Annotated in this window: 15 protein-coding genes; 4 read left to right on the forward strand and 11 right to left on the reverse strand. The window is 68.3% G+C overall.

Features of this window, described 5'->3' with window-relative positions; all coding sequences use genetic code 11:
- Positions 1–17: 17 nt before the first annotated feature.
- Genes cyoD through cyoA form a run of 4 tightly spaced genes read right to left on the reverse strand, consistent with a single transcriptional unit; the run spans position 18 to position 4,129 of the window.
- Positions 18–482 carry a cytochrome o ubiquinol oxidase subunit IV gene (cyoD, locus tag BM004_RS26835; RefSeq protein ID WP_093218103.1) on the reverse strand — a complete coding sequence of 155 codons (465 nt, stop codon included), beginning with the start codon at positions 480–482 and terminating at the stop codon, positions 18–20.
- Positions 479–1,129 carry a cytochrome o ubiquinol oxidase subunit III gene (cyoC, locus tag BM004_RS26840; RefSeq protein ID WP_093218105.1) on the reverse strand — a complete coding sequence of 217 codons (651 nt, stop codon included), beginning with the start codon at positions 1,127–1,129 and terminating at the stop codon, positions 479–481. The genes cyoD and cyoC overlap by 4 nt, the downstream gene beginning before the upstream one ends.
- A complete protein-coding gene (gene cyoB, locus BM004_RS26845; RefSeq protein WP_093218194.1) occupies positions 1,126–3,105 on the reverse strand; it encodes a cytochrome o ubiquinol oxidase subunit I in 1,980 nt (659 codons plus the stop codon). Before cyoB ends, cyoC begins: the two co-directional genes overlap by 4 nt.
- 10 nt (positions 3,106–3,115) lie before the next feature.
- The gene (gene cyoA, locus BM004_RS26850; RefSeq protein ID WP_093218107.1) at positions 3,116–4,129 is read right to left on the reverse strand and encodes a ubiquinol oxidase subunit II; all 1,014 of its coding nucleotides are present in this window, start codon (positions 4,127–4,129) and stop codon (positions 3,116–3,118) included.
- 101 nt (positions 4,130–4,230) lie between these two features.
- Here cyoA and BM004_RS26855 point away from each other — a divergent pair, with 101 nt between their 5' ends.
- Both BM004_RS26855 and BM004_RS26860 read left to right on the forward strand, forming a co-directional pair.
- On the forward strand, positions 4,231–5,622 hold the full coding sequence (locus BM004_RS26855; protein WP_093218109.1) for an aminotransferase-like domain-containing protein: 1,392 nt from the start codon (positions 4,231–4,233) through the stop codon (positions 5,620–5,622).
- Between the two features lie 44 nt (positions 5,623–5,666).
- Positions 5,667–6,356, forward strand: coding sequence for an HAD family hydrolase (locus BM004_RS26860; RefSeq protein ID WP_093218110.1), 690 nt, complete (start codon positions 5,667–5,669; stop codon positions 6,354–6,356).
- 36 nt (positions 6,357–6,392) lie between these two features.
- Here the strand turns inward: BM004_RS26860 and BM004_RS26865 are convergent, their stop codons facing one another.
- The 6 genes from BM004_RS26865 to BM004_RS26890 all read right to left on the reverse strand — a co-directional run bounded on the left by BM004_RS26865 (position 6,393) and on the right by BM004_RS26890 (position 11,110).
- Positions 6,393–6,980 carry an NADPH-dependent FMN reductase gene (locus tag BM004_RS26865; RefSeq protein ID WP_093218112.1) on the reverse strand — a complete coding sequence of 196 codons (588 nt, stop codon included), beginning with the start codon at positions 6,978–6,980 and terminating at the stop codon, positions 6,393–6,395.
- The gene (locus tag BM004_RS26870; RefSeq protein WP_093129378.1) at positions 6,977–7,948 is read right to left on the reverse strand and encodes a tripartite tricarboxylate transporter substrate binding protein; all 972 of its coding nucleotides are present in this window, start codon (positions 7,946–7,948) and stop codon (positions 6,977–6,979) included. The genes BM004_RS26865 and BM004_RS26870 overlap by 4 nt, the downstream gene beginning before the upstream one ends.
- A gap of 159 nt (positions 7,949–8,107) precedes the next feature.
- Positions 8,108–8,659, reverse strand: coding sequence for a VOC family protein (locus BM004_RS26875; RefSeq protein ID WP_093129379.1), 552 nt, complete (start codon positions 8,657–8,659; stop codon positions 8,108–8,110).
- Between the two features lie 49 nt (positions 8,660–8,708).
- Positions 8,709–9,035, reverse strand: coding sequence for an NIPSNAP family protein (locus tag BM004_RS26880; RefSeq protein WP_093218114.1), 327 nt, complete (start codon positions 9,033–9,035; stop codon positions 8,709–8,711).
- A 3-nt stretch (positions 9,036–9,038) separates the two neighbouring features.
- On the reverse strand, positions 9,039–10,364 hold the full coding sequence (gene fahA / locus BM004_RS26885) for a fumarylacetoacetase (RefSeq protein WP_093218116.1): 1,326 nt from the start codon (positions 10,362–10,364) through the stop codon (positions 9,039–9,041).
- A complete protein-coding gene (locus tag BM004_RS26890) occupies positions 10,361–11,110 on the reverse strand; it encodes an SDR family NAD(P)-dependent oxidoreductase (protein WP_093129382.1) in 750 nt (249 codons plus the stop codon). The genes fahA and BM004_RS26890 overlap by 4 nt, the downstream gene beginning before the upstream one ends.
- 186 nt (positions 11,111–11,296) lie before the next feature.
- On the opposite strand from BM004_RS26890, the gene BM004_RS26895 reads away from it, so the two are divergent.
- Positions 11,297–12,088, forward strand: coding sequence for an IclR family transcriptional regulator (locus BM004_RS26895; RefSeq protein WP_093129383.1), 792 nt, complete (start codon positions 11,297–11,299; stop codon positions 12,086–12,088).
- Between the two features lie 31 nt (positions 12,089–12,119).
- Here the strand turns inward: BM004_RS26895 and BM004_RS26900 are convergent, their stop codons facing one another.
- Positions 12,120–13,028, reverse strand: coding sequence for a LysR family transcriptional regulator (locus tag BM004_RS26900; protein ID WP_093218118.1), 909 nt, complete (start codon positions 13,026–13,028; stop codon positions 12,120–12,122).
- Between the two features lie 186 nt (positions 13,029–13,214).
- Here BM004_RS26900 and BM004_RS26905 point away from each other — a divergent pair, with 186 nt between their 5' ends.
- The gene (locus tag BM004_RS26905; protein ID WP_093218120.1) at positions 13,215–13,934 is read left to right on the forward strand and encodes a pirin family protein; all 720 of its coding nucleotides are present in this window, start codon (positions 13,215–13,217) and stop codon (positions 13,932–13,934) included.
- Positions 13,935–14,056: the final 122 nt, after the last annotated feature.

Consider the following 14,056-nt stretch of genomic DNA (forward strand, 5'->3'; position numbering starts at 1 on the left):
GGTGGCGGTCATGGTGTTCATTCCTTGGCCCGCGCCTCGGCGGGCGTCAGCTGCATGGGCATCATGTTGAGGTTGGCGTTGTGCATCACCCAGAGCGAGCCCGCGACCACGATGGCGATGAGCAGCGCGGTGCAGATGAAGATGCCCGTGTTGGAGCGCTGGTCCGGCGAGCTGCCCATGTGAAGGAAGTACACCAGCTGCACCAGCAGCTGCGCCACGCACAGCATGACGATGACGGGCAGGCGCAGCTGGCGCGGCAGCACGTCGAGCATGACCGCGCCGAACGACGCGAAGGTGAGCAGCAGCGACAGCGCGAAGCCGACGGTGTAGCTCTTCAGCGAACCGTGCGAACCGTGCGACCCGTGCGCGCCATGCGAGGGCGAGTCGATCGTCACGCCGCGCGAATCCACGGCAACGGCCGATGCGCGCGACTGCACCGAGATGGCGGGGCCGCGCGGGCGCACGGCGTTGGAAGCGGTCATGTGAACTCTCGCAGGTAGATGAAGGTGAAGACGCAGATCCACACCAGGTCCAGGAAGTGCCAGAACAGGCTCAGGCAGGCCAGGCGGCGGCGCGTCACGGGCGTGAGCCCGAAGTGGTGGATCTGGTGCAGCATCACGGCCAGCCACAGCAGGCCGAAGCTCACGTGCAGGCCGTGCGTGCCCACCAGCGTGAAGTACGCCGACAGGTAGGCGCTGGCCTGCGGCACGGCGCCGCGGTGGATCAGCTCCGCGAACTCGTACGCCTCCATGCCCACGAAGGCCGCGCCCAGCACGAAGGTGGCCAGCAGCCAGCCCGTGCCGTGGCGCAGCTTGCCCGCGTTCAGCGAGAGCGTGGCCAGGCCGAAGGTGAAGCTGCTGAGCAGCAGCAGCATGGTCTCGCCCAGCACGAACTCCAGCTCGAACAGGCCGCGCCCCGTGGGCCCGTTCGCCGTGGCACCCGCGAGCACGCCGAAGGTGGCGAACAGCACCGCGAAGATCAGGCAGTCGCTCATCAGGTAGATCCAGAAGCCCATGGTGGTCCGGGCCTCTCCACCGTGGCTGTCATGGCTGTCATGGCTGTCATGGCTGCTATGGCTGTCATGGCCACCGTGCGCGGCGTGGCCCTGCGTCATCTGCAGCGCGCTCATGCCGCGGCTCCCTTCAGTTGCGCGAAGCGCGCGCTCTCGATGCGCTCCACCTCCGAGGCGGGCACGTGGTAGTCCACGTCCCGGTCGTACGAGCGGAACACGAAGGCCGCGATGGCGCCCGCCAGTGCCGCCGCCGCCACGGCCCACATGTGCCACACCAGCGCGAAGCACATCAGCAGCGCGAACACCGACACGATGACGCCCGCGCCGGTGTTGCGCGGCATGTGGATGTCTTCGTACGCCGTGGGCTGCGCGTAGGCGGTGCCGGCCTCCTTGGCGTCCCAGTGCGGCTCGAGCGAGTCGATGCGCGGCACCAGCGCGAAGTTGTAGAACGGCGCGGGCGAGGCCGTGGCCCATTCCAGGCTGCGGCCGTCCCACGGGTCGCCCGTGAGGTCGCGGTGCTGCTTGCGGTCGCGAATGCTCACGTAGAACTGCACGCCGATCGCCAGGATGCCCATGCCGATCACCACCGCGCCGACCAGCGCCACGATGAGCCAGGGCTGCCAGCCCTCGACCACGTAGCTGTTCATGCGGCGCGTCATGCCCATGAAGCCCAGCACGTACAGCGGCATGAAGGCCAGGTAGAAGCCCACCAGCCAGAGCCAGAACGCGACCTTGCCCCAGTACTCGTTCAGCGTGAAGCCGAACACCTTCGGGAACCAGAAGCTGATGCCCGCGAGGCAGCCGAACAGCACGCCGCCGATGATCACGTTGTGGAAGTGCGCCACCAGGAACAGGCTGTTGTGCAGCACGAAGTCGGCCCCCGGAATGGCCAGCAGCACGCCGGTCATGCCGCCGATGGCGAAGGTCACCATGAAGCCGATCGTCCACATCGTGGCCGAGTGGAAGCGGATGCGCCCGCGGTACATGGTGAACAGCCAGTTGAACAGCTTCACGCCCGTGGGAATGGAGATGATCGAGGTCATGATCCCGAAGAACGCATTCACGTTCGCGCCCGAGCCCATCGTGAAGAAGTGGTGCAGCCACACGAAGAACGACAGCACGCCGATCGACGAAGTGGCGTACACCATCGACGTGTAGCCGAACAGCGGCTTGCGCGAGAAGGTGGCGATGATTTCCGAGAACGCGCCGAAGCACGGCAGGATCAGCACGTACACCTCGGGATGGCCCCAGACCCAGATGAGGTTGATGTACATCATGGCGTTGCCGCCCAGGTCGTTGGTGAAGAAGTGCATGCCCAGGTAGCGGTCCATGGTCAGCAGCGCCAGCGTGGCGGTGAGCACCGGGAAGATCGCCACGATCAGGATGTTGGTGATCAGCGCGGTCCAGGTGAACACCGGCATCTTCATCAGCGTCATGCCGGGCGCGCGCATGCGCAGGATGGTCACGATGAAGTTGATGCCCGTCAGCGTGGTCCCCAGGCCCGACACCTGCAATGACCAGATGTAGTAGTCCACCCCCACCGTCGGGCTGTAGCCCAGCTCCGAGAGCGGCGGGTAGGCCACCCAGCCGGTGGCGGCGAAGTCGCCGACGAACATCGACATCATCACCAGCGCCGCGCCCGCCACGCCGAGCCACAGGCTCAGCGAGTTGACGAACGGGTAGGCCACGTCGCGCGCGCCGATCTGCAGCGGCACGATGACGTTCATCAAGCCCACGATCAGCGGCGTGGCCACGAAGAAGATCATGATCACGCCGTGCGCCGTGAAGATCTGGTCGTAGTGGTGCGGCGGCAGGTAGCCTTCGTTGCCGCCGCTGGCCATGGCCTGCTGCACGCGCATCATGAGCGCGTCGGCAAAGCCGCGCAGCAGCATCACCAGCGCCAGCAGGATGTACATCACGCCGATGCGCTTGTGGTCCACCGAGGTGAACCACTCCGTCCACAGGTAGCCCCACTTGCCGTAATGGGTGATGGCGCCGAGCAGCGCCGCGCCCAGCAGGATCACCGCGCACAGCGTGCCCATGATGATGGGCTCGTGCAGCGGGATGGCGGAGAGGTCGAGTTTTCCGAGCAGGGACATGGGCTTACTCTCCGCCGGCCGGCACGGCTTGGGTGCCCAGGGCACCCAGGTTCACGGGCCGTGCGGCCTGCAGGCGCAGCGGGAACTCCGGCGTCTCGGGGCCGCAGATGTCGTTGGCGGCCATTTCTTCCACGCTCATGCCCATGTACTGGTTGGCAATGGCGTCGAACAGGCCGGTCTCCACCTTCGCGTAGGTGGCGGGCGTGTTCTTCACGCTGGGCACCTCGAGCTTGCGGTAGGCGGCGAGCGACAGCGTTTCGCTCGACGCGCGGGCCTGCGCGAGCCAGCCGTCGAAGTCGGCGCGCGTCATGGCCGCGGCCTTGAAGTTCATGCCCGAGAAGCCGTGGCCGCTGTAGGCGGCGGACATGCCGTCGTACGCGCCCGTGTGGTTGGCGATCAGGTGCAGCTGCGTCTGCATGCCGGGCATGGCATAGACCTGGCTGCCCAGCTGGGGAATGAAGAAGGAATTCATCAGCGAATGCGCGGTGAGTTTGAAAGCGATCGGCGTGTCCACGGGCACGGCCAGCTGGTTGACGGTGGCCACGCCGAGGTCCGGGTAGATGAACAGCCACTTCCAGTTCATGGCCACCACCTCCACGCGCAGGGGAGGCACCTCGGACACGAGCGGCTTGTAGGGGTCGAGCGAGTGCGTGGTGCGCCAGATCAGCACCGCCAGGAAGGCGACGATCACGCACGGAATGCCCCACACCACCACCTCGATGCGCGTGGAGTGCGCCCACTTGGGCGCGTAGGTGGCGCGCGTGTTGGTCTCGCGGTAGCGCCAGGCGAACCACAGCGTGAGCACGATCACCGGAATGACCACGGCCAGCATGATCGCCAGCGCCAGCACGATGAGGTGCTTCTCCTGCGCGCCGATGTCGCCCTTGGGGTCGAACAGCGTCATGCCGCAGCCGGAGAGCAGGAGCAGCGGGGCGAGCAGCCCGAAGCGGGCGAGCTGGGCAAGGCGGTGCGGGGTTGCTGGCCCGCGCCGGGTGGGTTGGGTGCTATTGGCAGGCATACAAGAAGGTCATATGTATGGATTTATATGGGGCTTCTTGTATGCTATTCGTCGCAGCCGACTCTGCGAACTAGGCAAAGTGACTCATACATGACCCATACATGACGCCATCGACTCCCCCCATCGAACGCAGCTGGGCCGAGGTCTTCGCCGCCGGCAAGGGCTCGCGCTACCTGCGCATCCTTTCGCTGGTCGAGCGCTCCGTGGCCGAAGGGCAGCTGCAGCCGGGCGACCGGCTGCCGCCGCAACGCCGCCTGGCCGAGCTGCTGGGCGTGGACCTCACGACCGTGACGCGCGCCTATGCCGAGGCCAAGGAGCGCGGCCTGGTGGAATCGCGCGGGCCCAGCGGCACCTTCGTGTCGGCGCCGGCGGTCGACTTCGCGCCGCGCATCGACCTGAGCATGAACATGCCGCCCGCGCCCGAGGGCTCGAACCTGCTGGCGCTGCTGCAGAAGGGGCTGGCCGAGGTGCTCGCGCGCAACAACGCCGACCTGCTAATGACCTACCACCCGGCCGGCGGCAGCCGCGCCGACCGCATGGCCGGCTGCCGCTGGCTCGCGCCGATGTTCGGCCCGCTGGACGTGTCGCGCGTGGCGGTGTGCCCCGGCGCGCAGTCGGCGCTGGCCGCGCTGGTGCTGGTGCTCACGCGCCCGGGCGATGCCATCCTGGCCGAGCCGCTGGTGTATCCGGGGCTGATCTCCGTCGCGGGGCGCCTGGGCCGCCGCGTGATCGCCGTGGCCACCGACGCGCTCGGCATGCGGCCCGACGCGCTGGCGCAGGCCTGCGGCGCGCAGGGCGCCACCGTGCTCTACCTGAACCCCACCATCCAGAACCCGGTGGCGCGCACCATGCCCGCCGCGCGCCGCCGGCAGCTCGCGAAGGTGGCGCAGCGCAAGGGCCTGCGCATCATCGAGGACGATCCGTACTGGTTGTTCGAAGCGAACCCGCCGGAACCCGTCGCCGCACTCGCGCCCGCGTCGACGTACTACCTGTCGACCCTGTCCAAGTGCCTCACGCCGGGCCTGCGCACGGCCTACGTGCGCCTGCCCGACGCGCAGGACGAGGCGGACTTTCTCGATGCGTTGCGCTCGTTCGCGCTCATGGCCTCGCCGCTGCCCACCGCGCTGGCCACGCAGTGGGTGCACGACGGCTCGGCCAAGCACCTGCTCGAGCAGGTGCGCGCGGAAACCTGGGCGCGCCACGACCTGGCCAGCGGCATCCTGGGCATGCCGCTGAGCGAAGCGGGCCGCGGCATCCACGTGTGGCACGTGCTGCCTCCGCGCTGGACCGCGCCCGAGCTGGCGCGCGCGGCGCTGGCCGAAGGGCTGTCGGTGACGCCGTCGGCATCGTTCGCGGTGGGGGGCGAGGCGCCGAACGCGGTGCGGCTGTCGCTGGGCGCCGTGCGCGGCCGTGCGCCGCTGGCCGATGCGCTGCACCGGCTGAAGGCACTGCTGGAGCGCGAGCCCGTGGTCGAGCGGCGCGTGGTGATCTGAGGACGGTGGGACTGGCGACGGGCGGAGCGAAAGAGAATCCAGGCATGAACATCCCCGCAAGACCGATCGTCGTGTTCGACATCGATGGCACGCTGACCGACACGGTGGTGCTGCACCAGCGCGCGTTCGAAGCCGCGCTTCGCACCTTCAACTTCCCGCGGCTTCGCACCGCGTGGGGCAACTACCGGCACCATTCCGACAGTGCCATTTTTCGGGAGGCGTGGGACGAAGCTGGCTTCGAGGGCGAGCCCCCTTTGCATATGCTGGAAGAACGCTATCGAAGCGAGTTCGACGTGCTGTGCGACGCGACGCCATGCGACGAAATCGCAGGTGCATCGCAGCTGCTGGCAGACGTCGAGCAGGCGGGCTGGATCGCCGCATTCGCCACCGGCAGCCTGCGGCATGGCGCGCATCGCAAGATGGCGCTGCTGAGCCATCCCTTCGACCACGACCTGCTTGCGACCGCCTCGGAACACGAGACCCGCGAAGAGATCGTTCAGGCGGCCATCGACAAGGCCAGGGCGAAGCACGGCGTTCCTTCAGGCGGCAGGGTCGTGTCCATCGGCGACGGCGTGTGGGACCTGCTCACCGCGCGGGCGTTGGGGCTGGAGTTTGTCGGTGTGGGTGACGAGGCGCGCGCGAGGCAGCTGAGGGAGATCGATGCCAGCGTGGCCGTGCATGGCGATCTCGTGGATGTGGGGCGGCTTCTGGGGTGCGTCGCTGACGTAGCCTGACAGGCGCATCCGGACCGCACCGCACCGCACCGCAAGCTAGCCGCCCGCCATCGCCTCGACCTGCGAGATCCAGCGCGACAGCGCAAGCATCTGCGCCGTCACGAATTCGCGCGTCGGCGTGTCGGTGCATTCACCGTTGCTCGAGAACTTTTGCTGTGCGGCACCAATGAAGATCTCCGGTTTGGCCAGGACCTGGGCGTTCATGCACAGCAGCACACGACGCATGTCGTACTGAACGCGTGCACCGCCGAGCGGGCCCGTGCTCGCCGACATCAGCGCGACCGGCTTGCCCGCAAGCGGCTGCGCCTCGCCTCGCGAGAGCCAATCCAGAAGGTTCTTCAGCATGCCCGGCACGGAGAAGTTGTATTCGGGTGTGGCAACGATCAATGCATGGGCGCGGCCGATGCGCTGGCGCAGCGCTTCGACCGGGGCCGGCATGCCCTGCGCGGCCAGCCGGCCGGCGTCGAAAGGCGGCACCTCGCGCCAGTCGAGGATGTCGAGCGACATGCCCTGCGGCATGCATTGCCCCGCCAGCCGCAGCGCCAGTCCGTTCAGCGAACCGGTCCGCAGGCTGCCGCACAGGCCGACGACATCGCGCCTGAAATCGCTTGCCGACGCACTCACTCGACCTTGATCCCGCGTCGCACCACCACGTCGCGCCAGCGCTCGATCTCGGCCCGGACCATCTCCTGCATGGCCAGCGGCGAACTGGGCGAGGCGGCGCTGCCGGCGTTCGCCAGCACCTTCTGCACGTCGGGCTGCTGCAGAAGCTGGCGCACTTGCGCATTGAGGCGTTGGACGATCGCGTCCGGGGTGTGGGCGGGCGCCGCCAGGCCGAGCCACGAGCGCACTTCGAAACCCGGCAGGGTCGCCGAGGCGGAAGGCACGCCGGGCAACGAAGGCCACGGCGCGGCACTGGTCACGGCCAGCGCGCGCAGCCGGCCCGACTGGATGTGCGGCGTTGCCACGGTCAAGGTGTCGGCCAGGACATCCACGTCGCCGGCGATCACGGCCTGTACAGGCGCACCGCCGCCGCGGTACGGCACGTGGAGCAGTTGCACGCCCGCGGCGGCCCCCAGCAGCTCGCCCACCATGTGCTGCGTGGAGCCGACCCCCACGGAACTGAAGCTGACCTTGCCCTTTCGCGCGATGTCGAGCAGCTCCGCGAGCGTTCGGGCGGGGTGCTCGGCGCGCACGGCGATCACGAAGGGAAAGGACGAGACGGTGGAGATGAAGGCAAAGTCTTTCACCGCGTCGTAGGGCAGGTCCTTGCGCAGCGCGGCGGACACCGTGTGGGCGCCCGTGAGCATCGCCAGCGTGCAGCCGTCCGGCGCGGCCTTGGCGACAAAGTTGCTCGCGATGATGCCGCCGGCGCCGCTCTTGATGTCGACCACCACGGGCTGTCGCAGCGGCTCCTGCAGTTTCTGCGCAACCAGGCGGGCCACCACGTCGGCGTTGCCCCCGGCGCCGAAGCCGTGGATGAGCTGGACGGGTTTTGCGGGGTACTTGTCCTGCGCGCTCGCGCCGAACGGCGCCAGCATGCCGGCGCCTGCCAGCAGCAGGTGGCGGCGGTAAAGGGAAGTCGTGGTCATGTGTGTCTCCTTGTCGAATGCGTGCAGCTTCTTTTCAGTCGATGGCTTCGGGGCCGAAGACGAACTGCGCCAGTTGGGCCACCAGGCGTCCCAGTTCGGCGGGGGTGCGGGCGGTCCCGTAGACGTAGCGGTCGGGGCGAACCACCGCCGCCTTGGCATTCAGTCGCTGGCGCGGGCGTAGCCCGTGCTGGCGCCGTAGAGCTTTTCGCGCTGCGACCAGTCGCGCGTTTCGTTCCACAGCGCCAGGACCTGGGGCGCCTCCGCTTCAAAGATGCGGTAGCGCGACGGGTCGCACGTGCGCGTCGTGAGCTCGAGCCGGTGGCCCGATGGATCGAAGAAATAGATCGAGGTGATGAAGTCGTCGTGGTTGGTCGGGCCCACCACGTCGATGCCCTTGGACTGGAGCGCCTGCTTGGCGGCCAGTACGGTGGCCACGCTGTCGACCTCGAACGCGAAGTGCTGGATCCAGTCGGGCGACACCAGGTCCTTCACGTCGCCCGGGTCCTGCGGGCATTCGAAGAAGGCGATGGAGCTGCCGTCTTCCATCTCGAAGAAGATGTGGATGTGCGGGCTGTACTTTCCGGTGGAAGGCACATGGTCCTCGCCCATGGCATGGGCGAACTTGAGGCCGAGCACCTCGGTGTAGAACTGGACGGTCTGCGCTGCGTCTTTGCAGCGGAAGGCGGCGTGGTGGAGCTTCTTGCACAACACGATGGATCTCCTGGGGATGAAAGTCTTGGGGTATCGGTATCCGGCGCGTTCACGCGCCGTGCCACAGCGGCTCGAAGAACGGTGCCGGCAGCAGGATGCGCGAGCTCTGGCTTTGCAGCAGGGGCAGCATGCGGGCCACGTAGCTGCGAAAGCCCGGGTCCTGCATCAGTCGCGCCCGGCGTTCGGCGCGCTCGTTCAGGTCTTCGTAGGCCCACAGATGAACGATCTGGTTCAACTCGCCGATGTCGGTGTGGTAGTAGCCCACCATGCGGCCCAGGATGCGGCGCTGAATGGCGAGGCCCTCGGCCTCGTACAGGGCCAGGTAGTCGCGCCACTTGCCCGGATGGGTGGTGTAGGTTCGTTCTTCGACCAGCATGGCTCAGGCCTCCACCGCCGGCAGCACCGTGGCACGGCATTCGCCGAAACCGATGCGTGCGTAGCCCGGCTTCTCGCAGAAGCCGCTCAGGCAGACCTCGTCGCCGTCGAGCAGAAAGCCGCGCTGTTCGCCCGAAGGCAGGGCCAGCGTCCGGGTGCCGTTGGCGGTGATTTCCAGCAGGCTGCCGAGTGCGCTGTCGTCGTCGCCGGAGATCGTCCCGGAGCCGAGCAGGTCGCCGGTGTCCAGCGCGCAGCCGTTGCTGGTGTGGTGCGCCACCATCTGTGCCACGGTCCAGTACAGCGTGGCGCTGTCCGAGCGCGACAGTCGATGCGCAGGCAGGCCCTGCCGGCGCATCTGCAGCGTGCTCAGGTGCGCGTCGAGGTGAATGCGCAAGGCACCCGAGGCCTGATCGCCCGCGTCGCTCAGGTAGGGCAGGGCGGGTGGGTCACCGGCCGGCCTGGGCGCCGCCGCCGTGCGGAACGGCGCGAGCGCTTCGGCCGTCACGATCCAGGGCGACACGCTGGTGGCAAAGCTCTTGGCCAGGAACGGCCCCAGCGGCTGGTACTCCCAGGACTGGATGTCTCGCGCCGACCAGTCGTTGAGCAGGCAGAAACCGAAGATGTGGTCCCACGCGCCCCCCACCGGCACCGGCAGGCCGGGCTGTGTCGCACGGCCGACGAGCACGCCCAACTCCACCTCGTGGTCGAGTCGCTGCGAGGGGCCGAACACCGGAGCGTCGCCCGGCAAGGCGGGCCGCTGCTGGCCATGCGGTCGCGTCACCGGCACGCCGCCGGGCCGGATGCTGTTGGCGCGGCCGTTGTATGCGATGGGCACGTGCTTGTAGTTCGGCAGCAGCGGTTGGTCGGGCCTGAACAGGCGGCCTGCATTGGTGGCGTGGTGGACCGAGGCGAAGAAGTCGGTGTAGCCCGCGATGCGAACCGGCAGTTGCAGCGCCACGCCTTCCATGGGCAACAGCGCCTCTTCCACCCGGCCGCGCGTCGAGGTCGCGTCCTGTGCCAGCAGGCCGGAGAGCTGCGCGCGCAGCGCCGAGGCGGCCTTCGGGCCGAGCGCCATCAGGTCGTTGAGTGCGGCTGCGCCGCAGGCCCGCGCCGCGGTGGCGGCTTCGCCGGTGAAGAGCGCGGCGAGGCGATGCACGTCGACAACCCGGTCGCCGATGGCTACGCCGCAGCGCGCCGCCTGATGAGGCGCATGGACAGGGAGGAACACACCGAACGGCAGGTTCTGGATCGGAAAATCAGTGCCGGGCGCGTTGGCGGATTCGACCCAGCTGCGCAGGCCCGCGTCGTGGGTGGCATTCAGCGCGCTCACAGGCTGTGCCCTCCATCGATCACAAGCCGCGTGCCCGTGGCCGTCTTCAGGTGCGTGGCGCAGGCCAGCACCGCGCGCGCCACGTCGTCGGGCGACACCACGCGGCCCAGCGGGGTCAGCTCGGCCTTCTTCTGCAGCTCGCTTCGGCTGCGGCCCGCCACGAAGTCCGTGTCCACCGCCGCCGGCGAAACGCTCAGGAAACGCACCTGCGGGCCGAACGCGCGCGCCAGCGACACCGTCAGGGTGTCCAGCGCCGACTTGGCGGCGCAGTACGCCACATTGCTGCCCGCGCCCGTGAACGCGGAGACGGAGGAGATGTTCACCACAAGACCGTCGCCGCTGCCGCGCAGCTGCGCAAGCAGCGCGCGGATGACCGAGAACGGGCCGCCGACATTCGCAACGAGGATCTCGTTGAAGAACGCACTGTCCATTGCGTCCAGGTCGTCGTGCGCCACGCGGCGCGTGTAGCCGGCCGAATTGACCAGGATGTCCACGCGACCGGTTTCATCCGCCAGTCTGCGTGCCAGCAAGGCATGCGCGGCGACATCGTCGAGCGGGATCGCGGCGCTGAGGTGGCCCGACCCGGGCAAGCGAGCGCACAGCGCCTCGGCCCGCTCGCGACCTCGGTGATAGCCGACGACCACCCGGGCCCCTTCATTTGCCAGCGCAAGCACGCAGGCTGCGCCGATGCCGCTGCTGCCGCCGGTGACGACCGCCACCTTGCCCGCCAGGGACTGTGAGTTCATATGCATGGCATGGACTCTAGGTGCCGCCGGCGGCGCTTGTATCGAAGTTGTCCGTTTAGCGGACACGACATTCCAGCCGGAGGATGGACTGCTTTCCCTCTCGTTCAAAGGATCGGATAGCCTCCGCGGATGCTTCAATCGCATGCCTCCGCGATGCGATCCATCCACTCTGTCCTTTAATCGAACATGTCATCTGCTTCCGACGCGGGCTCGCTCAAACGCGGCGTGCTCCTGCTCAAGCTGCTCGCAACTGCAGGTCCGCGCGGTCTTGCGCTCACGGAGATCGCCACGCGCACCGACCTGCCGCATCCCTCGGTGCATCGCGTGCTGCAGCAACTCGGCGCCGAGCGGCTGGTGGACCGCAACGAGGAGCTCAAGCGCTACCGGCTTGGCCCGCTGGCCTTCGAGCTGGGCGTGGCCGGTTCCGCCATGCACGACATCCGCGACCTGTGCGATCCCGCGATGGACGCTCTCGCCAAGGCGACCGAGGACACCGTCTACCTGGTCGTTCGCAGCGGATTCGACGCGGTGTGCATGCATCGGCGCGAAGGCTCCTTCCCCATCCGGACCTTGGTGCTGGAAGTGGGCAGCCGCAGGCCGCTCGGCGTCGGCGCCGGCGGGCTCGCCATCCTGGCGTCGATCGCGCAGCAGGAGCGGGAGGAGATCGTCCGGCGCGTGGCACCGAATCTCGCCGCGTTCGCAAGCCTCACGGCGCAAGCCGTCATCGATGCCTGCCAGCGCACGCACGAGCAGGGCATTTCGCTGATCCGGAACAAGATCAACCTGGGTGTGACGGCAATCGGGCACGCCTTTCGCGACCCGATGGGCCAGTCCGTGGGCGCACTCAGCGTTGCCGCACTGTCGCAGCGGATGACGGCGGCGCGGGTGCGCGCCATTTCCGCGCTGCTGCGCGACGCATGCGCGGATGTCGAGCGCCGTGCGCGCGCCCAGAGCCGCAACGGCTGGACGTCCGGCTAGAGGGGCTTGCGCCGACCCCGGCGCGCCTCGCTCACACCGATCGCGGCAGCAACGCCGGCACCAGCGGCCGGCCCAGCTGCTTCACCCACCACTGCAGCGCCTGCCCCTTGGCGCCGGTCTTCCAGGCCAGCCAGAAGGCCTCGGGCGCGCGCGGCTCCTCGGTCTGCAGCGCGACCAGCGTGCCGCGCGCCAGCTCGCCCTCGATGCACGCGCGCGGCAGGAAGCCGTGCCCCAGCCCCGCCACCTGGCAGGCGATCTTGGCGGTCATCGACGGCACCGCGATGCGCGGCTGGCCCGCCATCAGCCCGACGGTGCGGTCCGACAGCGTGCGCGCGCTGTCGCCCACCACGATGGCGTTGTGCGCCAGCAGGTCGCCGCGCTGCAGCGCGCGGCCCAGGCGCGTGAGCGCGTGCGTGGGCGCCACGCAGAACACGAAGTCGAGGCTGCCCACCGTGACGGCCTGGTAGCCCCCGCCGGCCGGGCCTTCGCCCGCGGCAATGACCACGTCGGCGCGCCCCTCGCGCAGCGCCTCCCAGCTGCCCGTGAGCGCCTCGCAGCCGATGCGCAGCCGCGTGCCGCAGCGCAAGTCCTCGAAGGCGCGCACGTCGTCGATGAGCGCCTCGGTGGGAATGAGCGAGTCGTGCACCAGCCGCAGCTCCGACTCGAAGCCGGTGGCGATCTGCCGCATGCGCGATTCGAGCTCGCTCGCGGCGCCGAGCAGCCAGCGCCCCTCCTTGAGCATCTCGCCGCCCGCGGCGGTGAGCGTCACGCGCGGGCCGTTGCGCTCGAACAGCTGCATGCCCAGTTGCTCCTCGAGCTTGGCCACCGCGTACGAGATGGTGGAGGGCACCTTGTTCAGGCGCGCGGCGGCCGCCGCGAACGAGCCGTGGCGGTCGATGGCGTCGACCACCTCGATGGCTTCCAGGCTGAGTTTGAGCACGCGCTACTCCTTCAGAGAACTTGAGAAACCTTGAAAAACCGATGTTCGAAAAATTCGATCATAGACGGCAAAAGGTTTCGCCAACAGACCCTCCTTGAAGTTCGATGATTCATTCCATGCCTCGGAAACAAGTTCCGAGACGAATTGTGAATTCAATCGAATTCGAACACTGCCAAGGAGTGAATCATGTTGGAAATTCGCAGCGCCACCGACCGCGGTATCGCCGACTTCGGTTGGCTCAAGTCCCGCCACACCTTCTCGTTCGGCCACTACCACGACCCGGAGCAGGAAGGCTTCTCGGACCTGCTGGTGATCAACGACGACCGCGTGACCCCGGGCCGCGGCTTCGGCACCCACCCGCACCGCGACATGGAAATCTTCTCGTACGTGCTGGACGGCGCGCTCGAGCACAAGGACTCGATGGGCACCGGCTCGGTGATCCGCCCCGGCGACGTGCAGATGATGAGCGCGGGCACCGGCGTGCGCCACAGCGAGTTCAACTCGTCGGCCACCGACGCGCTGCACTTCCTGCAGATCTGGATCGTGCCGGGCCGCAAGGGCGTGGCGCCGCGCTACCAGCAGGTGCACTTCGCGCCGGAAGAAAAGCGCGGCCGCCTGCGCCTGATCATTTCGCCGGAAGGCAGCGACGGCTCGCTCGCGGTGCACCAGGACGCCCGCGTCTACGCCGGGCTGTTCGACGGCGCCGAGCAGGCCTCGCTCTCGCTCGATGCCGGCCGCTATGCCTATGTGCACGTGGCCCGCGGCAGCGTGGAGCTCAACGGCCAGCGCCTGGCCGAAGGCGACGGCGTGCGGGTGCGCGACGTGCGCCAGCTCGAACTGGCCCGCGGCGAAGGCGCCGAGGTGCTGGTGTTCGACCTGCGCCCCAACGAGCTGCCCGCGTTCTGAGCCGCGCGACGGCAAATGTCCAAACCGCCTCATTAATCGACAAGACACGCACCCTCGCTCCCACGAGGATGCACGCCACGGGTCGACACCCCACTTTCTCTCTGCACCGCTTTCTCACCGTT

The organism is Variovorax sp. OK212 (assembly GCF_900112425.1).
Classification (GTDB): domain Bacteria; phylum Pseudomonadota; class Gammaproteobacteria; order Burkholderiales; family Burkholderiaceae_C; genus Variovorax.